The 22,148-nt window shown below is 67.9% G+C and carries 19 protein-coding genes; 8 read left to right on the forward strand and 11 right to left on the reverse strand.

The features are described 5' to 3' along the window. Nucleotides 1-4: 4 nt before the first annotated feature. From CKO33_RS03500 to ppa, 8 genes are all read right to left on the reverse strand, one after another. On the reverse strand, nt 5-274 hold the full coding sequence (locus CKO33_RS03500) for a YbeD family protein (protein ID WP_200179343.1): 270 nt from the start codon (nt 272-274) through the stop codon (nt 5-7). Beyond that, nucleotides 271-1,140 (reverse strand): D-amino acid aminotransferase, encoded by an 870-nt coding sequence (locus CKO33_RS03505; RefSeq protein ID WP_200179345.1) that lies wholly within the window; start codon nt 1,138-1,140, stop codon nt 271-273. Before CKO33_RS03505 ends, CKO33_RS03500 begins: the two co-directional genes overlap by 4 nt. Nucleotides 1,141-1,186: 46 nt before the next feature. Further along, a complete protein-coding gene (locus CKO33_RS03510; protein WP_200179347.1) occupies nt 1,187-2,359 on the reverse strand; it encodes a D-alanyl-D-alanine carboxypeptidase family protein in 1,173 nt (390 codons plus the stop codon). A gap of 81 nt (nt 2,360-2,440) precedes the next feature. Further along, the gene (locus tag CKO33_RS03515; protein ID WP_200179349.1) at nt 2,441-3,310 is read right to left on the reverse strand and encodes a septal ring lytic transglycosylase RlpA family protein; all 870 of its coding nucleotides are present in this window, start codon (nt 3,308-3,310) and stop codon (nt 2,441-2,443) included. Further along, nucleotides 3,307-4,359, reverse strand: a complete 1,053-nt coding sequence (mltB, locus tag CKO33_RS03520) for a lytic murein transglycosylase B (RefSeq protein ID WP_200179351.1) — start codon at nt 4,357-4,359, stop codon at nt 3,307-3,309. The genes CKO33_RS03515 and mltB overlap by 4 nt, the downstream gene beginning before the upstream one ends. Beyond that, a complete protein-coding gene (gene rodA, locus CKO33_RS03525; RefSeq protein ID WP_200179353.1) occupies nt 4,356-5,477 on the reverse strand; it encodes a rod shape-determining protein RodA in 1,122 nt (373 codons plus the stop codon). Before rodA ends, mltB begins: the two co-directional genes overlap by 4 nt. Next, nucleotides 5,477-7,324 (reverse strand): penicillin-binding protein 2, encoded by a 1,848-nt coding sequence (gene mrdA, locus CKO33_RS03530; protein ID WP_200179355.1) that lies wholly within the window; start codon nt 7,322-7,324, stop codon nt 5,477-5,479. The genes rodA and mrdA overlap by 1 nt, the downstream gene beginning before the upstream one ends. 65 nt (nt 7,325-7,389) lie before the next feature. Further along, nucleotides 7,390-7,923 (reverse strand): inorganic diphosphatase, encoded by a 534-nt coding sequence (gene ppa / locus CKO33_RS03535; protein WP_200179356.1) that lies wholly within the window; start codon nt 7,921-7,923, stop codon nt 7,390-7,392. Between the two features lie 177 nt (nt 7,924-8,100). Between ppa and CKO33_RS03540 the strand changes: the two genes are divergently transcribed. The 8 genes from CKO33_RS03540 (at nt 8,101) to glk (ending at nt 16,823) form a co-directional block, all read left to right on the forward strand. Then, nucleotides 8,101-8,760 carry an adenylate kinase gene (locus CKO33_RS03540; RefSeq protein ID WP_200179358.1) on the forward strand — a complete coding sequence of 220 codons (660 nt, stop codon included), beginning with the start codon at nt 8,101-8,103 and terminating at the stop codon, nt 8,758-8,760. Between the two features lie 101 nt (nt 8,761-8,861). Next, nucleotides 8,862-11,042 (forward strand): LPS-assembly protein LptD, encoded by a 2,181-nt coding sequence (locus tag CKO33_RS03545; RefSeq protein ID WP_338081722.1) that lies wholly within the window; start codon nt 8,862-8,864, stop codon nt 11,040-11,042. After that, nucleotides 11,026-12,351 carry a peptidylprolyl isomerase gene (locus CKO33_RS03550; RefSeq protein WP_200179360.1) on the forward strand — a complete coding sequence of 442 codons (1,326 nt, stop codon included), beginning with the start codon at nt 11,026-11,028 and terminating at the stop codon, nt 12,349-12,351. The genes CKO33_RS03545 and CKO33_RS03550 overlap by 17 nt, the downstream gene beginning before the upstream one ends. A 5-nt stretch (nt 12,352-12,356) precedes the next feature. Continuing rightward, nucleotides 12,357-13,388 (forward strand): 4-hydroxythreonine-4-phosphate dehydrogenase PdxA, encoded by a 1,032-nt coding sequence (gene pdxA, locus CKO33_RS03555; RefSeq protein ID WP_200179362.1) that lies wholly within the window; start codon nt 12,357-12,359, stop codon nt 13,386-13,388. After that, nucleotides 13,385-13,705, forward strand: a complete 321-nt coding sequence (locus CKO33_RS03560) for a DUF4156 domain-containing protein (protein ID WP_200179363.1) — start codon at nt 13,385-13,387, stop codon at nt 13,703-13,705. Before pdxA ends, CKO33_RS03560 begins: the two co-directional genes overlap by 4 nt. 10 nt (nt 13,706-13,715) lie before the next feature. Beyond that, on the forward strand, nt 13,716-14,501 hold the full coding sequence (gene rsmA / locus CKO33_RS03565; protein ID WP_242472445.1) for a 16S rRNA (adenine(1518)-N(6)/adenine(1519)-N(6))-dimethyltransferase RsmA: 786 nt from the start codon (nt 13,716-13,718) through the stop codon (nt 14,499-14,501). 78 nt (nt 14,502-14,579) lie between these two features. Then, nucleotides 14,580-15,704 carry a transaldolase gene (gene tal / locus CKO33_RS03570; protein ID WP_200179365.1) on the forward strand — a complete coding sequence of 375 codons (1,125 nt, stop codon included), beginning with the start codon at nt 14,580-14,582 and terminating at the stop codon, nt 15,702-15,704. 111 nt (nt 15,705-15,815) lie between these two features. Further along, nucleotides 15,816-16,823, forward strand: a complete 1,008-nt coding sequence (gene glk, locus CKO33_RS03575) for a glucokinase (RefSeq protein WP_200179366.1) — start codon at nt 15,816-15,818, stop codon at nt 16,821-16,823. A 99-nt stretch (nt 16,824-16,922) separates the two neighbouring features. Here the strand turns inward: glk and CKO33_RS03580 are convergent, their stop codons facing one another. From CKO33_RS03580 to htpG, 3 genes are all read right to left on the reverse strand, one after another. After that, nucleotides 16,923-17,675 carry a TSCPD domain-containing protein gene (locus tag CKO33_RS03580; protein ID WP_200179367.1) on the reverse strand — a complete coding sequence of 251 codons (753 nt, stop codon included), beginning with the start codon at nt 17,673-17,675 and terminating at the stop codon, nt 16,923-16,925. A gap of 17 nt (nt 17,676-17,692) precedes the next feature. After that, complete coding sequence (locus tag CKO33_RS03585) at nt 17,693-19,849, reverse strand: adenosylcobalamin-dependent ribonucleoside-diphosphate reductase (protein ID WP_242472446.1); 2,157 nt, start codon at nt 19,847-19,849, stop codon at nt 17,693-17,695. Nucleotides 19,850-20,192: 343 nt separating this feature from the next. Continuing rightward, the gene (gene htpG, locus CKO33_RS03590; protein WP_439099416.1) at nt 20,193-22,121 is read right to left on the reverse strand and encodes a molecular chaperone HtpG; all 1,929 of its coding nucleotides are present in this window, start codon (nt 22,119-22,121) and stop codon (nt 20,193-20,195) included. Between the last annotated feature and the right edge of the window lie 27 nt (nt 22,122-22,148).

Below are 22,148 nucleotides of genomic sequence, written 5' to 3' on the forward strand. Positions count from 1 at the left end.
TGGCTCACAGGGTCATGGTCACCAGTTCACAGGCGCTCAGCTCCCGGTAGAGGGCATCCATGTGCTCGCGGCTGCGGGCCTGCACCACCACGGTGAGGGCGCAGTAGCGACCCCCCCGGGAACTGCGGGTGGTGAAATCCGCCTCCTGCACCTCCGGGGCGTGACGGCGCACGATCTCCTGCACCCGCTGCTGGAACTCGGGCACCGCCGCCCCCATCACCTTCACCGGGAACGCGCAGGGGAAGAGGTCTTCCATCGGGTTTTCACCGCTCATGCCCCGCCCTCCCTGAGCCGTGCCTTGTAGTCCTGGTAGAGGGCGTGCATCCGCCCCCAGAGCGGTCCGGGACGACCGTCCCCCACGGCGGCCCCGTCGAGACGGGTCACGGGCAGGATCTCGCGGGTGGAACTGGTGAGCCAGATCTCGCTGGCCTCACGCAGGCGGTCGGCGGGGATGGGGGCCTCCATCACCGGCATACCGGCATCCCCGGCCAGTTCCAGCACCAGATCCCGGGTGATCCCGGCCAGCAGCTGACGGTCCTTGGGCGGAGTCACCACCACCCCATCCACGACGAGAAACAGATTGCTGGCGGCGCCCTCGATGGCCTGGCCATTGCGCACCAGGATGGCCTCCGTGGCCCCCCACTCCACCGCCTGCTGCCGGGCGAGGACGTTGGGCAGCAGGGTGATGGCCTTGATATCACAGCGGGACCAGCGGTGGTCCTCCAGGACCACGGCGGACACCCCCTGCTCCAGGACCGCCGGGTCCGGCGGGCTGATGGGATTGACCATCACCAGTACCGTGGGGGAAAGCCCTTCGGAGAAGGCATGGTCCCGGCGTGCCATCACCCCCCGGGTCACCTGGATGTAGAGGCTGCGGTCACCGCCGGGGTTGGCCTCCAGCAGGCGCCGGAACACCGCCGTCCAGTCCTCCCGGTCGTAGGGATCGGGGATGCGCACCTCCGCCAGGCTGCGGGCGAGGCGATCCATGTGCTGATCCAGGCGGAAGGGATGGCCGCCGAAGACGGGGATGACCTCGTAGACCCCATCCCCGAAGAGGAATCCCCGGTCCAGGACCGGCACGCTGGCCTCCCCCTCGGGGAGATAGCGGCCGTTGAGAAAGAGGGTCTTGTGGGCAGTCATGTTCTGTCCTTGGGATGCGGATGGGAAGGTTGGGCCATGGGCGGCATCAGAAGACCCAGAGCCAGGCGGTGTCCAGCATGCGCCGGAACCAGCCCCCCTCCTCCACCGGCTCCAGGGCCACCAGCGGCCGGTCGGCCACCGAGGTCCCGTCCAGGGTGACGCGCACCCGGCCATAGCGCCGGCCCTCCTGCACCGGGGCCATGAGCCGCCCCGCCAGCTCCGTCTGGGCCTGCAGGTCTTCATAGCGGCCCTTGGGGATGGTCACGTACAGGGGCTCGGTCAGCCCCAGGGACACCTCCTTGGCGGCCCCCTTCCAGACCCGGGCCCGGGTCAGGGCCTGTCCGGCCTCGTAGACCCTGTGGGACTCGAACTGCCGGAAGGCCCAGTTATACAGGGCCTGGGACTCGCTGGCCCGCAAGCGACCGCCCTGGGGGTGGTCCGGGGCGTCGATGCCCATGACCACGACGATCAGGCGCATGCCGTCGCGCTTTGCGGAGGAAACCAGGTTGTAGCCGGCCTCCTCGGTCCATCCCGTCTTGCCGCCGTCCACGGACTCATCCCGCCACAGCAGCAGGTTGCGGTTGTTCTGGCTGATGCCGTTGTAGCTGAAGCTGCGCTGGGAATAGAAGCGGTAGTACTCCGGGAACTCCCGGATCAGGGCGCGCATGAGCCGGGCCATGTCCCGCGCCGAGGTGTACTGCTCCGCCTCCGAGGGCAGACCATGGCTGTTGGCAAACCGGGAGTTCTCCATGCCCAGGGCCCGGGCCTGGGCGTTCATCAGGTCCACGAAGGCCCCCTCGGTACCGGCCACCCGTTCCGCCAGGGCCACACAGGCATCGTTACCGGACTGCACGATGACCCCCTTGAGCAGATCCTCCACACGGACCCGGTCCCCCACTTCGATGAACATGCGTGAGGCCCCGGTCATGCCGGTGCGCCAGGCGTTCTCACTCACCTCGATGGGGGTATCCAGGGTCAGGCTGCCCTTTTCCAGTTCCTTGAACACCAGGTAGGCGGTCATGAGCTTGGTGAGGCTCGCCGGAGGTACCCGCTGATCCGGGTCCCGCTCGGCCAGGACGCTGCCGCTGGCGGCCTCCATCACCACATAGTTTCGCGCCGTCAGGTCCGACGGCGGCGGCACCTGCAGGGCGGCGGCCCCGGACAAGGCGGGCCAGAGCAGGGACAACAGGAACAGGATGGGCGTCAGGCGTTTCATCATGGTCCTTCAGGGGTTCTCGATGGGGTTTCGGAGTCGTTGGGGATCGTCATGATACCAGGCCCCCGGTGCATGCGCCGGGACTCAGTCGGCGATCACGTGGTAGCGGCCAAGCCCCATGGCCTCCAGGGTGCGCACCATGCGCAGGACCCGCGCTCCGTCCGGTTCGGGCCCGATACGAACCCGGTACAGGGCCTGCCCGGACGCGGCATGTTCGGTGACGGACACCGGCCCCAGGCCACGGGCCTGGAGGCGTGCCTGCAGGCGGCGGGCGTTGTCACGGCTGGCGAAGGCCCCCACCTGGATGAGGTGACCGTCCTGATCCCCCCCTTCCACAGGGGAAGCGGCCCCGGCACCGGGCCCGAATGGCGGGTTGTGCCCCTCTTCTGCCGTGACCGGTGCAGACTCCCCCTCCCCCGCGGCCGGGGTGCGGGGTGCGGGATCGATGGCCTCCAGCAGCACGGGCGCCGTACCCTCCTCCAGCATGCCCAGGCGATGGGCTGCGGCGTAGGACAGGTCGATGATGCGATCGTCCACAAAGGGCCCCCGGTCATTGACCCGGACCACCACGCTGCGCCCGTTTTCCAGGTGGGTCACCCGTACATAGGTGGGCAGGGGCAGGGTGGTATGGGCGGCGGTCATGGCGTACATATCGTAGGGCTCACCACTGGAGGTGCGCCGCCCGTGAAACTTGGTGCCATACCAGGAGGCGGTCCCCCGCTGCCGATAGCCCCGGGCCGTATCCAGGGTATGGTAGACCCGGCCGAAGACCTCATAGCGGTCCGGATTGCCGTAGCGGCTGCGGGGCTCGGCCCGGGGCGTGGGCTCGGGCACCGCGGAAAGGTCCGGGATCCGCTCCGGATGCGGGGGGCCGTCGCCGCCGATGGGCGCACCGGCGCAACCGGCCAGGAGCAGGGACACCAGGACACCGAACCCGCAACGTGGCCCGTTCATGCCCCCTCCCCTTCCTCCCGGGCACGGAGGATCTCCCTGGAGAGCTGCAGCACCGCCATGGCGTACAGCGGGCTGCGGTTGTAGCGGGTGATGACGTAGAAGTTTTCCAGCCCAAGCCAGAACTCGGGCCCCTCGGCCGTCTCCAGCTGGATGAGGGAGAAGCGGGCCTGGGGATCCACGCTCTTGGCGGGTCGCACCCCGTGCTCGCGCAATGCCTCCAGGGTATGACGCGGGCGATAGCCGCCCCCCAGGAGGGCCTTGTAGTCCTCCCCCTCCACCCGCGCCGGGATCGCCACGGGGGCCCCCATGGTCCAGCCATGACGACGGAAGTAGTGGGCCACGCTGCCGATGGCGTCGGGCCAGGAGTGCATGAGGTCACGCCGCCCGTCCCCGTCGAAATCCACGGCGTACTCCCGGTAGCTGGAGGAGATGAACTGGCCGCGCCCCATGGCGCCGGCGTAGGAACCCAGGGTCTCCCGCGGATCCAGCCCCTCCTCCCGCACCAGGTGCAGGAAATGCCCCAGCTCGGAGCGGAAGAAGCGGGCCCGGGGCGGGTAATCGAAGCCCAGGGTCACCAGGGCGTCCAGCACCGGGATGCCGCCCTGGTGACGGCCATAGAAGGTCTCCACGCCGATGATGGCCACGAGGATCTCCGCATTCACCCGGTAGCGCTCCTGGGCCCGCAGCAGGGTGCGCTCGTGCGCCTCCCAGAACGCCACACCCGCCGCGATGCGTCGGGGGGTGACGAAGATGGGCCGGTATTGGTGCCAGGGCTTGCCCTCCGCCGGTGCGGAGATGAGCTCCAGGACCCGCTGCCGGGGCTCAGCCGAGGCCAGCACGGACCGCACCCAGTCCGGGTCCAGGCCCTCCCCGGCCAGGGTGCCCACGAAGGCCTGCACCTCGTCCCGCTCCAGGTAGGGGGGATCACCGGCCTGCGGTGCCTCCTGCGCCAGGGATGCGCCTCCTGCGACCATGGCCAGCAGCAAAGGCAGCAGCGGGGCCATCAGACGAAGGCGGAGGGCGGTTCGCGGGACAGGGCGGGGCTTCATCGGGCCAGGAGTCTGCGATGGGACTGGATGGACATGAGCATACCGAATGCCGCCATCAGGGTCACCATGGAGGTGCCGCCGTAGCTCACCAGGGGCAGCGGCACCCCCACCACCGGCAACAGCCCCGAGACCATGCCCATATTGACGAAGACATAGATGAAGAAGGTACAACTCAGGCTTCCCGCCAGCAGACGGGCGTAGGTGTCCTGGGCGCGCACGGCGATCACCAGGCCCCGCAGGATGATGAACAGGTACAGCGCCAGCAGCACCAGGACACCGAACAGACCGAATTCCTCGGCGAAGACCGCGAAGATGAAGTCGGTGGAGCGTTCCGGCAGGAACTCCAGCTGGGACTGGGTGCCGTTGAGCCAGCCCTTGCCGTAGACCCCGCCGGAGCCGATGGCGATCTTGGACTGGATGATGTGATAGCCGGCCCCCAGGGGATCGCTCTCGGGGTTGAGCAGGGTGAGCACGCGCTGGCGCTGATAGTCGTGCATGAAGTGCCACAGCAGCGGCACCATCGCCAGCCCCGCGGCCGCCAGGCCCATGAGGATCCGCCAGCGGATCCCCGCCAGGAAGATCACCACCAGACCGGAACCGGCCACCAGCAGGGCCGTGCCCAGATCCGGCTGACGGGCGATGAGCACCACCGGTACGGCCAGGATGACACCGGCCACCGCCAGCTCCCGCGGACGGGGCGGGAGGGGTCGCTCGGCGAAGTACCAGGCCAGCATCATGGGCATGGCCAGCTTCATCAGCTCCGAGGGCTGGAAGCGGAACAGCCCCAGATCCAGCCAGCGCTGCGCCCCGTTGCTCACCTGGCCGAAGAACATCACCGCCAGGAGGGAGAGCACCACCAGGAAGTAGATCCAGGGGGATCCCTGGCACAGATGGGGATGGGGGAAACGGGCCAGCACCAGCATCACCGTCAGTCCCAGCGCGGCGCGCAGCCCCTGGCGGTAGAGCATGTCGGGATTGCCGCCGCTGGCACTGTAGAGCACCACGAATCCCAGGGCGAGCACCAGCAGCAGCCCCGCAGCGAGCAGGAGGTCCAGACCCAGGAGCCGCTGCAGCAGACGCCCCGCCGCACCCTCCTCACCGGCTGCGGCGTCATACATCAGGAGGCCTCCTCCAGCAGATAGGCGTCCATCACGCGACGGGCCACCGGCGCGGCCACGGCCCCGCCGCTGCCACCGTGCTCCACCACCACCGCCACGGCGATGCGCGGATCCTTCGCCGGGGCGAAACCGATGAACAGGGCATGGTCCCGCAGATAGAAGGCCAGCTCCTCGGCATCGTACTCCTCACCGTCCGCCAGGCTGAAGACCTGGGAGGTCCCGGTCTTGCCCGCCATGCGATAGCCCAGGTCGCTGCCGATGGCGCCGTGGGCGGTACCGTTGCGCTGATGCACCACATGTTCCATGGATTCCAGCACCGGCGCCCAGTTCCCGGGATCGTTCAGTTCCACTTCGGTCAGGGGCACGGGATGAAGGGGATGCGCGCTACCCCCATCGGGGTCGGCATAACGCCGCAGCAGGCGGGGCTGCACCCGCTCTCCGCGGGTGGCCAGGGTGGCGGCCACGGAGGCCATCTGCATCGGGGTGGTCAGCATGTACCCCTGACCGATGGCCGTGATGAGGGTCTCGCCGGGATACCAGGGCTGATCGTGGGTGGCCTGTTTCCACTCCCGGGAAGGCAGGATCCCCGGCCGCTCCCCGGTGCTGTCGATGCCGGTGCGTTTGCCCAGCCCGAAGCGGGCCAGGAAACCGGACAGGCGATCGATGCCCAGTTCATGGCCCAGATCATAGAAATAGACGTCCGAGGACTGGGTGATGGCCTTGTCCATATCCACGGCCCCGTGGTTCTTCCAGTCGCGGTAACGGCGGGAGTGATTGGGCAGGGTGTAGTAGCCGTGGGTGTGCATCACCTCGCCGGCGCGGATGACCTCGTGTTCCAGCCCCGCCAGGGCAATCACCGGCTTGAGGGTGGACCCCGGGGGATACTGCCCCGACAGGGCCCGGTTGAACAGCGGCTGCCGTCGGTCGGTGCGCAGGGCGTCGTAGGCGGAGAAGGAGATCCCATGAACGAAGCGGTTCGGATCAAAGCCGGGCAGGCTCACCATGGCCAGCACCTCACCGCTGTGGGGATCCATGGCCACGACCGCCCCCGCGTGGCCGGAGAGGGCCTCCTGGGCCACCCGCTGCAGGCGCACATCGATGCCAAGCACCAGGTCCCGCCCGGGCCTGGGCGGATGGCGTTCCAGCACCCGCAGCACCCGGCCCTGGGCATTCACCTCCACCTTCTGATAACCGGGTTCCCCGTGGAGCACCGACTCGTAGTGGCGCTCCACGCCCGTCTTGCCGATATGGGTGGTGCCGGCATAGCGGTCGGCGTCCACCTCGGCCAGTTCCCGTTCGTTGATGCGCCCCACATAGCCCACCACATGGGCCATGACGGCCCCCTGGGGATAATGGCGGGCCACCCGGGCATGCACATCCACTCCCGGGAAGCGATGCCGGTTTACGGCGAAGTCCGCCAGGGCATCCTCATCCAGGTTGAGCTTGAGGGGCACCGACTGGAAGGCGCGCTTGCGCTCCAGCAGGCTGCGGAAACGCCGGATCTCGACATCGCTCAGGGGGATGATGCGGGAGAGGCGCTCCAGGGTATCGTCCATGTCGTCCACCTGCTCGGGGATCACCTCCAGCTGGTAGGCAGGACGGTTCTCGGCCAGCAGGCGGCCATGACGGTCATAGATCAGCCCCCGGGGCGGCGGCAACACCTCCAGACGCACCCGGTTGTTCTGCGACAGGGTGGCGAAATGGCTGTGCCCCACCACCTGCAAAAGCCCCATGCGCACCGCCAGCACGCCAAAGAGCAGCACCACCCCGATCGCCACGATCACCACCCGGGTCAGGAAGAGACGCTGTTCTTGATGGTGATTCTTGAGGGGCTGGCGCAGGGACATGGGGATTCGGATTCAGCAAAGGGGACGCCGCGAGACCGTCCGGCCCCACGGCGGCTGCTCCGGCTTCAGCCCTTTTCCTGGAACCTGCGGATGGAAGACTCGATCTCGGCACGGGCGGCATCGGCGCCGTCCCATCCCTGCACCTTGACCCATTTGTTGGGCTCGAGTTCCTTGTAGTGCTCAAAGAAATGACGGATCTGCTCCAGCAGCAGCGGGGAGACATCATCCGGACCCTGGATGCCGTCGTACTCGGGGGAGAGCTTGGACACCGGCACGGCCAGCAGCTTGGCGTCCTCGCCCGCCTCGTCGGTCATGTGGAGCATGCCTACGGGACGGCAGCGGATGACGCTGCCGCTGAGCAGCGGGTGTGGGCTCATCACCAGCACGTCCACCGGATCGCCGTCATCGGACAGGGTATGGGGTACGAAGCCGTAGTTGCAGGGATAGAACATGGGCGTGGCCATGAACCGGTCCACCAGCAGCGCCCCGCTGTCCTTGTCCACCTCGTACTTCACGGGCGAAGCCTGGGCCGGGATCTCGATGATCACGTTGATGTCGTTGGGCACATCCTTTCCGGCGGGAATCTTGTCTATATTCATGGGGCAACGGCTCCGTAAGTGGATGAATCGGAAGGCGGCATTATACCGACGTGAGACGGCGCGAAAAGGCCGGGAGCGGGCAGCGGCGCTTGCGTGCGCCGCCGCTGAGCGGGTATAAGTCTCCGCCTATTGCCTTCAAGCCCTCAAATTCAAAGCCAAATCCAAGGGGAACCTACCATGCGCATCGTGCTTCTGGGCGCACCGGGGTCCGGCAAGGGCACCCAGTCCAAGCTGATCATGGAGCGATACAAGATCCCGCAGATCTCCACCGGCGACCTCCTGCGCGCCGCCGTCGCCGCCGAGACCCCCCTGGGGCAGCAGGCCAAGGCCGCCATGGATGCGGGACAGCTGGTACCCGACGACATCGTCCTGGGCATGATCCGCGAGCGCCTGGCCATGCCGGACACGGAGCGCGGCTACATCCTGGATGGATTCCCCCGCAACCTCAACCAGGCCCGGAGCCTGGACGACATGCTGGCGGACCTGAACCAGCCGCTGGATGTGGCCCTGCTCATCGACGTGGACTTCGAGGTCCTCATGCAGCGCCTCACCGGCCGGCTCACCTGTGCCTCCTGCGGCGCCGTCTTCAATAAGTTCACCCACCCCCCGCGCCAGGAGAACGTCTGCGACCTCTGCGGCGGCGAGCTCCAACACCGTGCCGACGACAACGAAGAGACCATCGGCAACCGCCTCAAGGTCTACGAGACCCAGACCCAGCCCCTGGTGGAATACTACCAGGACAAGGGGCTGCTCAAGAGCGTCAAGGGCGAGGGCGAAATCGAAGACATCTTCAACGCCGTCTCCCGCATCCTGCAGGAGAGCGGCGGCGAGGCCTGAGACACCGCCCCACCCCGCGGGGGGTTCCACGAACCCCCCGCCTCCCTGCACCCTGCCGCGCAAGGCGGCCTCCAGCCAACGCGGATCCCGGACTGGCCACGGTGTACCGACACTTGCTGCTCCTGCCCTGTCTGACGGGGCTCGCCCTCCCGGCGGCCGCAGACCCCTGGGCCCTGTGCGAACCGCCACCCCCCCTTCCGCAATCGCGCCCCCCCGAAGGGGCCGAAGAACGCGTCCGCTTCCTCGCCGATCAGGCCCGATCGGACCAGCAGGGGCGCACGCATCTCGAAGGTGAGGTGGAGATCCACCAGGGGCGACGCAGCCTGTGGGCGGACCAGGTGACCTATGATCGCAGCAGTGGCATCGCCACCGCCCGGGGCGGGGTGCGATTCAGCGACGCCGACGGTTTCCTGCTGGAGAGTCCCGGGGGCCACCTGAACCTGGAGGACCAAAGCGGGCGTTTCGAGCAGGGGCGCTATCGCTACCTGCCCCGTCATGCCCGGGGCACGGCCCGGGTGATCTCCCCCCGGGGGGACCACCGCTTCCACCTGGAGGGGGCCACCTTCACCACCTGCGACCCCGGGCGACAGGACTGGCTGCTGAGCGCCGGCGAGGTGGACCTGGACCGGAAAAGCGGACGCGGCACCGCCCGCAACGTACTCCTGCGCTTTCACCACGTCCCCCTGCTCTACACCCCCTGGATCGACTTCCCCATCGATGACCGGCGCCAGTCCGGCCTGCTCCTGCCCAGCTTCGGCAACGCCAACAATACCGGCCTGGATCTGGTGATCCCCTACTATCTCAACCTGGCCCCCAACCGGGACGCCACCATCGCCCCCCGCTTTATCGGCCGCCGCGGCACCATGCTCAAGACGGAATTCCGCTATCTGGAGCCCGACGGGTCCGGCGGGATGCAGGTGGACTACCTCCCGCAGGACCGTCTCGAAGGGGACGACCGCAGTCGCGTCTCCTGGGAGCACGACTGGGCCCTCACACCCCGGCTGCGCTTCCACACCGAGGGGGCCGATGTCTCCGACCCCAGCTACTTCGACGACCTGGGCAGCTCCCTGAACGACACCAGCAACACCCATCTGCAGCGGCGGGCGGATCTGCGCTACCGCGGGGGGAACTGGAATCTGACCGCCCGGGTGGAGGACTTCCAGTCCCTGGATGAGTACCTGACCCCGAACAGAAAACCCTACCAGCGCCTGCCGCAGCTGCTCTATCGGGGGAACTGGTCCGACCTGCCCGGCCAGGCCCGCCTGGACCTGCAGGCCGAGTGGGTGGCCTTCGAACGGGACGACAGCGTCACCGCGCGGCGCACCGATCTGGAGCCCACCCTGAGCCTGCCCCTGCGCGGCCCCGCGTGGTTCCTCACACCGAAGCTGTCCTACCGCTTCACCCACTATACCCTGGAGGACGCCCCCGCAGAGACCGGCGACCACCTGCAGCGGGAGCTGCCGACCTTCAGCCTGGACGGGGGGCTCTTCTTCGAACGCAGCCTGGGCGGGGAACACCTGCAGCTCCTGGAGCCGCGCATCTTCTACACCTACACCCCCTACCGGGATCAGGACGCGATTCCCCGCTTCGACACCTCGGCCTACGACTTCGGTTTCGACCAACTCTTTCGCAGCGCCCGCTTCAGCGGTCCCGACCGGGTGGCCGACGGCCATCGCCTCACCACGGCCATCACCACCCGCATCATCGACCCGGCCACCGCTGAGGAACTCTTGCGTGCCAGCCTGGGGCAGATCCACTATCTGGCGGACCAGCGGGTGCGCCTGACCCCGGGGCTGGCGCCCATCGACCGCGCCCGTTCCTCCCTGGTGGGGGAGTTCGCCTGGCGTCCCGCCCCAGGCTGGCGCCTGGATGGCACCGCGCAATGGGATCCGCAGCGGGAACGAACCGAGCGCGGCAACGTCCAGATACGGTACCGCAACGAGGGCCGCATCCTGAATCTGAGCCACCGCTATCGCGAAGACATCCTGCGCCAGGGGGACCTCTCCTTCGCCTGGCCCCTGTCGGAGCGCTGGAGCGCCGTGGGACGCTGGGCCTACAGCCTGCGGGACGAACGGGAACTGGAAGAATTGGCGGGCCTGGAATACCAGTCCTGCTGCTGGGGGGCACGCATCGTCTCCCGCCGCTACCTCGCCGACGGCGTGGAGAACAAATACAGCAACGGCATCTATTTCCAGCTCATCCTCAAGGGTCTGACCAGCCTCGGGTCCGGTGTGGATGAACTGCTGAGTGAAGGGATCCTGGGTTATGAAAACAGCGACTAGTCTGCTCCTCCTGTGCCTGATCTGGGGCACCGTGGCGGCCGCCACCGATACACCGCGCCCCCTGGACCGCATCGTGGCGGTGGCGGAGGAGGAGGTCATCACCCAGCGCCAGCTCCTGGCCCGGGTGCATACCGTGCAACGGCAACTGGAGGCCCGGGAAGAACAGGCACCCCCCCGGGAGGCCCTCATGCGTCCTGTGCTGGAACGTCTGGTGATGGAACGCCTGCAGCTGCAGGAGGCCGAACGCATGGGCATCCGCGTGGACGACATCCGCCTCAACAACGCCATGGAGGACATCGCCCGGGAAAACGGCCTGAGCCTGGCGGCCTTCCGCGAGCGCCTGGTGGCGGACGGCATCGACTTCGCCGATTTCCGCGAACAGATCCGCAACGAGATGACCCTGTCCCTGCTCCACCAGCGCCGGGTGGACAGCCGCATCCACGTGAGTGAACAGGAGATCGACCAGTTCCTGGCCAGCGAGAGCGGACGCATCGACGCCGGGGTGGAGTACCACCTGCGCCACCTGCTCGTCTCCACCCCCGAGGACGCCGGCCCCGAGGAGATCGAACAGGCCCGGCGCCGCGCCGAGGCCCTGCGCGAAGAAGCCGCCTCCGGGGCCGACTTCACGCGCCTGGCGTTGCAATCCTCCGAGGGACGCTTCGCCCTGGAAGGGGGCGACCTGGGCTGGCGCGCCGCGGGGGAGGTGCCCACCCTGTTCGCCCGCCATGTGGTGGCGATGCGCGAGGGCGAGGTAAGCCCCGTGATCCGCTCCGCCTCCGGCTTCCATATCGTCCAGCTGGTGGACCGGCGCGGCGGCGAGGACACCCAGGTGCGCCAGACCCATGTCCGCCACATCCTCATCACCCCCAATGAGATCGTCACCGACGAGGAGGCCCGTCAGCGCCTGATCTCCCTGCGGGAACGCCTGGACAACGGCGCGGACTTCGCCGAACTGGCCCGGGCCCACTCCGACGACCGGGGCAGCGCCCTGGAGGGGGGCGATCTGGGATGGGTCAATCCCGGAGAGATGGTCCCCCGCTTCGAGGAGGTGATGAACGAGACCCCGCCCGGCCAGGTGAGCCGGCCCTTCTCCACCCGTTTCGGCTGGCATATCCTCAAGGTGCACGAACGGCGCAACCACGACAGTTCCCGGGAGCGCATGCGCGCCCAGGCAAGGCGCATGATCCACAAGCGCAAGCGGGAGGAACAGCTGGAGTTGTGGCTGCGGCGCCTGCGGGATGAGTCCCATGTGGAATACCGCCTCGGCCCGGAAGGCGGGCAGGCCCGCACCACCGGGGAAGGGGCCTGAGGACCATGACCTGGACCCCGCGCATCGCCCTCACCCCGGGGGAACCGGCGGGCATCGGCCCGGATCTGGTGGTGCGTCTTGCCGCCGAACCCTGCGCCGCGCAGCGGGTGGTGGTGGGCGATCCCCAGGTACTCAGGGACCGGGCCCGGCAACTGGGCCTGCCCCTGCACCTGACGCCCCTGGACCCCACCACCGCGCCCCGCCCGGACCCGGCCGGGACGCTGCACGTCTGGCCCGGCTGCACGGCCCCGCACCCGGTCACCGCCGGTCGCCCGGACCCGGGCAACGCCGGCCATGTCCTGCAGACCCTGACCCAGGCAGCAGACGGCTGCCTGGACGGGACCTTCCAGGCCCTGGTCACCGGCCCGGTGCACAAGGGGGTCATCAACGAGGCGGGTATCCCCTTCACCGGGCACACGGAATTCCTGGCCCAGCGCTGCCAGGCCCCCCTGCCGGTGATGATGCTGGTGGCTGGCGGGCTGCGTGTGGCCCTGGTGACCACCCATCTGCCCCTGGCCCGGGTGGCGGAGCAGATCACGCCCGAACGCCTGGAGACGGTGCTGCGCATCCTGGACCGGGACCTGCGCACCCACTTTGGCCTGGCCCACCCCCGCATCCTGGTGTGCGGCCTCAACCCCCATGCCGGCGAGGGCGGGCATCTGGGGGACGAGGAGATCCGGGTCATCGACCCCGTGCTGCAACGGCTGCGGGCCGAGGGGATGTCCCTCATCGGTCCTGTGCCCGCGGACACCGCGTTCACCCCCCGCGCCCTGGAAGGGGGCGACGCGGTCCTGGCCATGTACCACGACCAGGGCCTGCCGGTGCTCAAGCATGCCGGCTTCGGCCGCGCCGTCAACATTACCCTGGGGCTGCCCATCCTGCGCACCTCCGTGGACCACGGCACCGCCCTGGACCTGGCGGGCAGCGGGCGGGCCGACCCGAGCAGCCTGCGCGAGGCCCTGGACCTGGCCGTACGCCTGACCATGGCCCCCGGAGATGACAACCAAGATCCCCATAGCGATGGAGGCTCTCCATGATCCCCCGGCATCCTCTCCCTGCCGTCCTGCTCATGCTCTTCATGGCCGGCTGCACCTTCGTGCCCCTGACCCCCGAAGGGGAGGCCGTGCGCGTGGTCCCCGCCGACGCCGTCACGGACTGCGAGCATCTGGGCAGCACCACCGCCACCCAGGCGGACCGGATCGGCCCCTTCCGGCGTCCCCCGGAATCCCTCGAAGAGGAGCTGGAACACGCCGCCCGCAATGCCGCCGCGGAGATGGGCGGGAACACCATCACCCCCCGGGGCCCGGTACGCGAAGGACACCGCACCTACGACGTCCACCGCTGCCGCCCCTGAGGGCCCCCACTTGGAACACCTCCCACGCAAGCGTTTTGGACAGCATTTCCTCCATGACCCCGGCGTCCTTCAGCGCCTGGTGGAGGCCATCGCCCCACGGCCCGAAGGCCCCCCCATGGTGGAGATCGGCCCCGGCCTGGGCGCCCTCACCCTGCCCCTGCTGCAGCGCCTGGGCCGCCTGGACGTGGTGGAACTGGATCGGGACGTGATCCCCCGACTGGAGGCCCGCTGCCGGGGGCTGGGCGAACTGCACATCCACGCCCTGGACGCCCTGGAGCTGGACCTGGCCAGCCTGGGCCACCCCGGCCCCCTGCGGGTGGTGGGCAACCTGCCCTACAACATCTCCACCCCCCTGATCTTCCATTTGCTGGAACAGGCGGGGCACATCCGGGATATGCACTTCCTGCTGCAGAAGGAGGTGGTGGAGCGCCTCACCGCCCGCCCCGGCACCGGCGCCTACGGCCGTCTGGGGATCATGGTGCAGTACCGCTGCCGGGCCGAGGCCCTGTTCCCCGTGGGCCCCGGGGCCTTCCGCCCCCCGCCCAGGGTGGACTCCGCCGTGGTGCGCCTGACCCCTTACGACACGCCCCCCCATCCGGCCCGGGACGAGGCCCTGCTGGCCCGTCTGGTGCACCAGGCCTTCACCCGGCGGCGCAAGACCCTGCGCAACGCCCTCAAGGGCCTGGCCACCGCCGAGCAACTGGAGGCGGCCGGCATCGACCCGGTACGGCGTCCCGAGACGGTGTCCGTGGAGGCGTTCGTCACCCTGGCCAACCGCCTGACGGCCGCCTGCTGAAGCGGCCGGGGGTCGAACCCCGCCCTGCCGGCGCGATATACTGATTCTTTTTTCCGCCCTCGGCGAGGAATCGAACACATGGCCGCACACAACCCACTGCTTCGCCTGCGCGAACTGGGCCAAAGCGTCTGGTACGACTACATCCGCAGGGACCTGATGGAATCGGGGGAACTGGACCGCCTCATCCGCGAGGATAGTCTGGGGGGCCTCACCTCCAATCCGGCCATCTTCGACAAGGCCATCACCGGCAGCGATCTCTATGACGACCGCATCCGAAAGGCCCTGGCCGAGGTCCCGGAGCGTTCCACCCAGGACCTCTTCTACCGCCTGGCCGTGGAGGACCTGCGCGCGGCCGCCGATGCCTTCGCCGACACCCACCGGCACACCGGAGGCCGGGACGGGTTTGTCAGCCTGGAGGTCTCCCCGGAGCTGGCCTTCGACACCGACGGCACGGTGGCGGAGGCCCTGGAACTGGCGGCACGGGTGGACCGGCCCAACCTGATGATCAAGGTCCCCGGCACCCTGCCGGGACTGCGGGCGGTGGAGACCCTCACCGCCCGGGGGGTGAACGTCAACGTCACCCTGCTCTTCTCCGTGGCCCGCTACGAGGCCGTGCTGGAGGCCTACCTCAAGGGCCTGGAGACCCGCCTCCAGCAGGGGCAGCCCGTGGACCACATCGCCTCCGTGGCCAGCTTCTTCGTCAGCCGCGTGGACACCGCCCTGGACCGGATGCTGGACGAACGCATCCGCGAAGGCCGGCCGGTGGAACACATGCGCGGCCGCCTGGCCATCGCCAACGCCCGTCTGGCCTATGCCCATTTCACCGATGTGGTCCGGGGTACGCGCTGGCAGCACCTGGCCGCCGCCGGGGCCCGGCCCCAGCGCCTGCTCTGGGCCAGCACCGGCACCAAGGACCCGGCCTACAGCGACGTCCTCTACGTGGAATCCCTCATCGGCGCGGACACGGTGAACACCCTGCCCCCCGCCACCTACGCCGCCTTCAAGGACCACGGCCACGCCGAGGCCACCCTGGAACAGGACCTGGAACAGGCCCGTGCCCTGATCCAGGGCCTGCCGGATCTGGGCATCGACCTGGAGAGTGTCACCGACCGGCTGGAGAGCGAGGGCATCGAGGCCTTCTCCGACGCCTTCCGCCACCTCTTGGAGGGCCTGGAGGCCAAGCGCGCCCGCCTCGCCCCCTGACCCGCCTGCCAAGCGCCCCACCGGGGCGCTTGGCAGGCTCCGGGGATATGCGACAATAACCCCAGGCGCGCATCAGGGCGGCCCCTTCAATCGATCCGGGGAGGACACCTCATGGAGGTCCTGGCAGGCGATATCGGCGGCACCAAGACCCTGCTCCTGCTGGCACGGGTGGAGCGGGACTGCCTGGTCCCCGTGGCACGGCAACGCTTTGAAAGCGCTGCCTACGGCGATCTGGCCCCCATGGTGCGGGAATTCCTGGCCACCCATCAGGCCGAGGGGATCCGCATCGCCGCCGCCGGCTTCGCCCTGGCCGGCCCCGTGGAGCGGGACGACGGCCGCGAACACGCCCGGCTCACCAATCTCCCCTGGCAACTGGATTCCGAAGGGCTCAAACGTTCCCTGGGCATCCCCCGGGTGGGCCTGCTCAATGACTTCGAGGGCATCGCCCACAGCCTGGACGACCTGGCCCCCGAGCACCTGCATCCCCTGCAGTCCGCGCCCGCCCAGATCCAGGGCACGCGCCTGGTGGTGGGGGCCGGCACCGGCCTCGGGGTCTGCATCGTCGCCCCCGGACGCCCCACACGCATCCTCCCCTCAGAGGGGGGACACGCCGGTTTCGCCCCGGCCGACGCCCGCCAGAGCCGGCTGTGGGAATACATCACCCGCAACGAAGGACGCTGCACCCGGGAACACCTGCTCAGCGGCCGCGGCCTGGGGCGCATCGCACGCTTCCTGGTGGAGATGGAGGAGATCCGCCCCGGCGATGAACTGGCCGCGGCCCTGGCCTCGGAGGACCCGGCCCCGGAGATCACCCGGCTGGGCCTGGAGGGAAAGGACCCGGTGGCGCAGGAGACCCTGGCCCTGTTCGCCAGCGTCTACGGCGGCCAGACCGGGGACCTGGCCCTCACCTGCCTGCCCTTCGGCGGCGTCTACATCGCCGGCGGCATCGCCCCCCGCCTCCTGCCGGTCCTGCGCTCCGGGGCCTTCATGCGCGCCTTTGCCGACAAGCCCCCCATGTCCCGCCTGCTGGAACGCATGCCGGTGCAGGTGATCGGCAACACCGATGCCGGACTCCTGGGCGCCGCCCGCCTGGCGGCGGAACTGGCCGAAGGCTACTGACCGCCGACGGGAGAGACGAAAACAAAGCGCCCCGGGGACGACGTGTCCATCCCCGGGGCGCTTACAGGATACTTCACCGTTTGAGCGCTACCGAACGAATCACCCGCACTTGCTCTCCCCGCAGTTGAGGCAGGTGAGGCAGTTGTCCATCATCACCACCGCGCGGGTATGGCACTTGCTGCAGAGCTGGGCGCCGGCGGGGAAGCCGTCCTGCCCCTCCGGGGTCTGGCCTGCCTGCTCCATGGCGGTCTCGTACTGGGCCCGCTTCTCCTCCACCAGGCGGCGCTGGTGCTCGTCTAGGCCGTCGTCCTTGATGAGTCCGATCATGCGCATGTGGCTCTCGATGGCGTCCCCGATCTCCGCCACCAGAGAGGGCATGTACTTGCCCCCCTTCTTGAAATAGCCCCCGCGGGGATCGAACACGGAGCGCATCTCCTCCACCAGGAAGGTGACATCCCCACCCTTGCGGAACACGGCGGAGATGATGCGGGTGAGGGCCACGATCCACTGGAAATGGTCCATGTTCTTCGAGTTGATGAAGATCTCGAAGGGACGGCGCAGCTCGTATTCCGTACCCGGATTGAGGATGATGTCGTTGATGGTCACGTACAGGGCGTGCTCAGACAGGGGGGTCTTGAGCTTATACGTGGAGCCCAGGAGCATCTCCGGCCGTTCCAGCTTCTCGTGCATATGAATCACCTTGGGGGCGGCCTCCCGTTCCGCCGCCTGCTCCGGCTTCTGCCCCTTTTCCTCCCCCGCATCCCCGGCGGTTGGCTTCGGGGCCTCCTCCTGCGGGTTTTCATCCTTGTAGATTCCGAAATCCACGATGGGTTTGTCAATCTTGATGCTCATCTCGGTTCGCCCCGGTTTCAGAATTTGCCGTAGTACCCTTCCTTGAGGGCCTCGTAGAGATTGGCGGCGTTGTGCATCTCGCCGTCGTATTCGATCTGTTCATTGCCCTTGGCCAGCACCACGCTGCCATCCTCCAGCACGAAGCGGTAGGTGGTGTTCTCCAGGTCCTTTTCCTTCACCAGCACCCCCTGAAAGGCCTCCGGATTGAAGCGGAAGGTGGTGCATCCCTTGAGTCCCTGTTGCCAGGCATAGACATAGATGTCCTTGAAGTCCTCAAAGGGATAATCCGAGGGGACATTGGCGGTCTTGGAGATGGAGGAGTCGATCCATTTCTGCGCCGCCGCCTGCACATCCACATGGGCCTTGGGGGTGATGTCATCGGCGGTGATGAAATAATCCGGCAACTGTGCCTCGGGGTCCTCCGAATAGGGCATGGCGTTTTCATTCACCAGGGTGCGGTAGGCCAGCAGTTCATAGGAGAAGACATCCACCTTTTCCTTGGTCTTGCGCCCGGAACGGATGATGTTGCGGGCGTAGTGGTGCGCGAACGAGGGCTCGATCCCGTTGCTGGCATTATTGGCCAGGGAAAGGGAGATGGTCCCCGTGGGGGCGATGGAGCTGTGGTGGGTGAAGCGGCACCCCTCCTGGGCCAGGGCCTCCACCAGTTCCGGCTCCACCCCGGCCATGCGACGCATGTAGCGGCTGTAGCGGGCGTGCAGCACCCGCCCCTGGATGCGATCCCCCACCTGGATGCCGTCCTCGGCCATCTCCGGACGCAGACGCATCATCGCCGGGGTGACCTCGAACTCCTCCTCCATGATGGGGGCGGGGCCCTTCTCCCGGGCCAGTTCCAGGCCGGCCCGCCAGCCCGCCAGGGCCATCTCCCGGGTCACCTCCTCGGTGAAGGCCAGGGAGTCCGCATCGCCGTACTGCATGCGCAGCATGGTGATGGCCGAGCCCAGTCCCAGGTAGCCCATGCCGTGGCGGCGCTTGCGGAGGATCTCCTCCCGCTGCGGGCCCAGGGGCAGGCCGTTGATCTCCACCACGTTGTCCAGCATGCGGGTGAACACCGCCACCACCTCGCGGAAGGTCTCCATGTCGAAGCGGGCCTGGTCGGTGAACGGGTCCTGCACGAAGCGGGTCAGGTTGATGGAGCCCAGCAGGCAGGCCCCGTAGGGCGGGAGGGGCTGCTCGCCGCAGGGATTGGTGGCGCGGATCTGCTCGCACCACCAGTTGTTGTTCATCTCGTTGACCTTGTCGATGAGGATGAAGCCCGGTTCGGCATAGTCATAGGTGGAGGTCATCACCATGTTCCACAGGTTGCGCGCCGGGATCCGCTTGTAGATGCGGCAGGCCACCAGGCCTGCGTCATTGGTGATGTACCCCTCCTTCAGGGGCCATTCGCGCCACAGCACCTGTTCGGGGTCATCCAGATCGATGCCGTCCTGTTCCGCCTCCTGGGGCCCCAGGGGGAAGGCCAGGGGCCACTGGGCATCGTTCTGCACCGCCTCCATGAAATCGGCGGTGATGAGCAGGGAGAGGTTGAACTGGCGCAGGCTGCCGTCACTGCGTTTGGCCCGGATGAAGTCCATCACGTCCGGATGACCGATGTCGAAGGTGCCCATCTGCGCCCCGCGGCGCCCCCCCGCCGAGGAGACGGTGAAGCACATCTTGTCGTAGATCTCCATGAACGACAGGGGCCCGGAGGTGTAGGCGCCGGCTCCGGAAACGTAGGCCCCCCGGGGGCGCAGGGTGGAGAAGTCGTAGCCGATGCCGGCACCCGACTTCAGCGTCAGCCCCGCCTCGTGCAGCTTCTCCAGGATGTCGTCCATGGAGTCGCCGATGGTGCCGGAGACGGTGCAGTTGATGGTGGACGTGGCGGGTTTGTGGTCCCAGGCCCCGGCATTGGCGATGATGCGTCCGGCGGGGATGGCCCCGTGGCGCAACGCCCAGAGGAAGCGTTCGTACCAGGTCTCCCGTGCGGTGGGGTCCGGCTCCACATCCGCCAGGGCACGGGCCACGCGCTTCCAGGTGTCGTCCAGGGAGGCATCCAGCGCCTCCTCCGTGCGGGTCTTGAGACGGTATTTCTTGTCCCAGATGTCCAGGGAGGCGGGCTGCATGGCCACCTCGCCCGAAAAGGGTGCTGCAAGGGGTTGTACGGCCTTGAGTTTCATGATGGCGGGGGTCCTCTATTGATACCACTTGTTGTGCCTTCCATGAAGCCAAGGCACAACATACTGGAAATCGGACCTGGGAAGGCTAGAGACTGGAGGAGAAGATTTCAATCTGGACAGAACCCCCCTTTTCTGTTCCGCACATCCGGATCAAAGGGAGAATCCCGGCTTTTCAGGGGTTTCCCAAAAACCATCGGCCCGGGCAATCCGACGAACGGTCATGGACCCGCCCATGGGGTAGGGAGCGAAGGCGGGGAGGGAAATGGGGACGCCCCCTCAGGGGCGCCCCGGAACACAGGCCCCCTCCCCTTCCCGGCCGGAAGGGGAGCGCAGGGAGGCCGCTTCAGGCGCTGGTGATGAGGGCGTTGAGACGCCGGACAAAACCGGCGGGGTCCTCCAGTTGCCCCCCCTCGGCCAGGATGGCCTGATCCAGCAGCAGCCGGGCCCAGTCCCCGAAGCGTTCCGTGTCGGTCTCATCGTCCATGCGCCGGATGAGGCGATGTCCGGGGTTCACCTCCAGCACCGGCTTGGTGTCGGGCAGGTTCTGGCCCGCCTGCTTGAGCAGTTGCTGCATGTACAGGGCCATCTCGTTCTCCGAGAGGACGATGCAGGCGGGGGAATCGGTGAGCCGGTGGGAGAAGCGCACCTCCTGCACCCGCTCGCCCAGGGCCTCCTGGATGCGCGGCAGCAGCTCCTTGACCTGCTCCTCCGCTTCCTGCTGGGCCTTCTTCTCCTCCTCGGTCCCGGTCTCGCCCAGGTCCAGGTCCCCCTTGGCCACGGACTTGAGGGACTTGCCCTCGAATTCCGTCAGGTGGGCCACCAGCCATTCATCCACCCGGTCGGAAAGCAGCAGGACCTCGATGCCCCGCTTGCGGAAGACCTCCAGATGGGGGCTGTGCAGGGCCGCCGTATGGCTGTCGGCGGTGATGTAGTAGATGGTGTCCTGCCCCTCCTTCATGCGGGCCACGTAGTCGGCTAGGGAGACGTTCTGCGTCGCCTCGCCGGTATGGGTGCTGGCAAAGCGCAGCAGCCGGGCGATCTGCTCGCGGTTGGCATAGTCCTCTGCCGGTCCCTCCTTGAGGACACGGCCGAAGGCATCCCAGAAGGTCTGGTACTTCTCCGGCTCGTTCTTCGCCATGTCCTCCAGCAGCCCCAGGACCTTCTTCACCGAACCGGAACGGATGCCGTCGATGATGCGGTTGTTCTGCAGGATCTCGCGGGAGATGTTCAGCGGCAGGTCGTTGGAGTCCACCACCCCGCGCACAAAGCGCAGATAGGTGGGCATGAGCTGCTCGGCGTCGTCCATGATGAAGACCCGCTGCACGTAGAGCTTGATGCCGTGGCGCCGGTCCCGGTCCCAGAGGTCGAAGGGGGCCCGCTTGGGGATGTACAGCAGGGAGGTGTACTCGTGGCGGCCCTCCACCCGGTTGTGGGTCCAGGCCAGGGGCTCCTCGAAGTCGTGGGCCACGTGCTTGTAGAAGGCCTGGTACTCCTCGTCGGAGATCTCGCCCTTGGGCCGGGTCCACAGGGCCGAGGCCCGGTTCACGGTCTCCCATTCCTCCGTGGCGTTGCCCTCATCATCCCGCCCCGGCATGCGGATGGGCAGGGGGATGTGATCGGAGTAGCGGGTGATGATGTGCCGCAGCCGCCAGTCGTCCAGGAACTCGTCCTCCCCTTCCTTCAGGTGCAGCACCACCTCGGTGCCCCGTTCGGGCCGCTCCACCGTCTCCACGGTGAACTCCCCGGTGCCGTCGGAGCTCCAGCACACGCCGTGTTCCGCCCCCATACCGGCGCGGCGGGTGGTGAGGGTGACCCGGTCGGCGACGATGAAGGCGGAATAGAAACCGACCCCGAACTGGCCGATGAGATGGGCGTCCTTCTGCTGGTCGCCGGTGAGCTGGCCGAGGAATTCCCGGGTGCCGGAACGGGCGATGGTGCCGATGTTCTCGATCACGTCGTCCCGGCTCATGCCGATGCCGTTATCCCGGACGGTGAGGGTGCGCGCCTCCTTGTCATAGGACACCTGGATCTGGAGCTCCCCCTCCCCCTCCATGAGGGCATCGTCGGAAAGGGCCTCGAAGCGCAGCTTGTCACAGGCATCGCTGGCGTTGGAGATGAGCTCGCGCAGGAAGATCTCCTTGTTGGAGTACAGCGCGTTGATCATCAGGTGCAGCAGCTGGCTCACCTCGGTCTGGAAGGATCGGGTTTCCTTGTGGGTGTCGACGCTCATGGATGCTCCACTGGATGGGGATGGGTTTTGGGTATCGGCCAGAGACATGGGGATGACGGCAGGGATTTC

It is taken from the genome of Ectothiorhodospira mobilis (genome assembly GCF_016584115.1).
GTDB classification, from domain to species: Bacteria; Pseudomonadota; Gammaproteobacteria; order Ectothiorhodospirales; family Ectothiorhodospiraceae; genus Ectothiorhodospira; species Ectothiorhodospira mobilis.

Bases quoted from the DNA above. Each gene is read 5' to 3' on its own strand.
- CKO33_RS03505 (WP_200179345.1), bottom strand. From the start codon at position 1,140: ATGACTGCCCACAAGACCCTCTTTCTCAACGGCCGCTATCTCCCCGAG.
- CKO33_RS03510 (WP_200179347.1), bottom strand. From the start codon at position 2,359: ATGATGAAACGCCTGACGCCCATCCTGTTCCTGTTGTCCCTGCTCTGG.
- ppa (WP_200179356.1), bottom strand. From the start codon at position 7,923: ATGAATATAGACAAGATTCCCGCCGGAAAGGATGTGCCCAACGACATC.
- glk (WP_200179366.1), top strand. From the start codon at position 15,816: ATGGAGGTCCTGGCAGGCGATATCGGCGGCACCAAGACCCTGCTCCTG.
- CKO33_RS03585 (WP_242472446.1), bottom strand. From the start codon at position 19,849: ATGAAACTCAAGGCCGTACAACCCCTTGCAGCACCCTTTTCGGGCGAG.
- CKO33_RS03500 (WP_200179343.1), bottom strand. From the start codon at position 274: ATGAGCGGTGAAAACCCGATGGAAGACCTCTTCCCCTGCGCGTTCCCG.
- tal (WP_200179365.1), top strand. From the start codon at position 14,580: ATGGCCGCACACAACCCACTGCTTCGCCTGCGCGAACTGGGCCAAAGC.
- mrdA (WP_200179355.1), bottom strand. From the start codon at position 7,324: ATGTCCCTGCGCCAGCCCCTCAAGAATCACCATCAAGAACAGCGTCTC.
- pdxA (WP_200179362.1), top strand. From the start codon at position 12,357: ATGACCTGGACCCCGCGCATCGCCCTCACCCCGGGGGAACCGGCGGGC.
- CKO33_RS03540 (WP_200179358.1), top strand. From the start codon at position 8,101: ATGCGCATCGTGCTTCTGGGCGCACCGGGGTCCGGCAAGGGCACCCAG.
- CKO33_RS03580 (WP_200179367.1), bottom strand. From the start codon at position 17,675: ATGAGCATCAAGATTGACAAACCCATCGTGGATTTCGGAATCTACAAG.
- mltB (WP_200179351.1), bottom strand. From the start codon at position 4,359: ATGAAGCCCCGCCCTGTCCCGCGAACCGCCCTCCGCCTTCGTCTGATG.
- rodA (WP_200179353.1), bottom strand. From the start codon at position 5,477: ATGTATGACGCCGCAGCCGGTGAGGAGGGTGCGGCGGGGCGTCTGCTG.
- CKO33_RS03515 (WP_200179349.1), bottom strand. From the start codon at position 3,310: ATGAACGGGCCACGTTGCGGGTTCGGTGTCCTGGTGTCCCTGCTCCTG.
- CKO33_RS03560 (WP_200179363.1), top strand. From the start codon at position 13,385: ATGATCCCCCGGCATCCTCTCCCTGCCGTCCTGCTCATGCTCTTCATG.
- CKO33_RS03550 (WP_200179360.1), top strand. From the start codon at position 11,026: ATGAAAACAGCGACTAGTCTGCTCCTCCTGTGCCTGATCTGGGGCACC.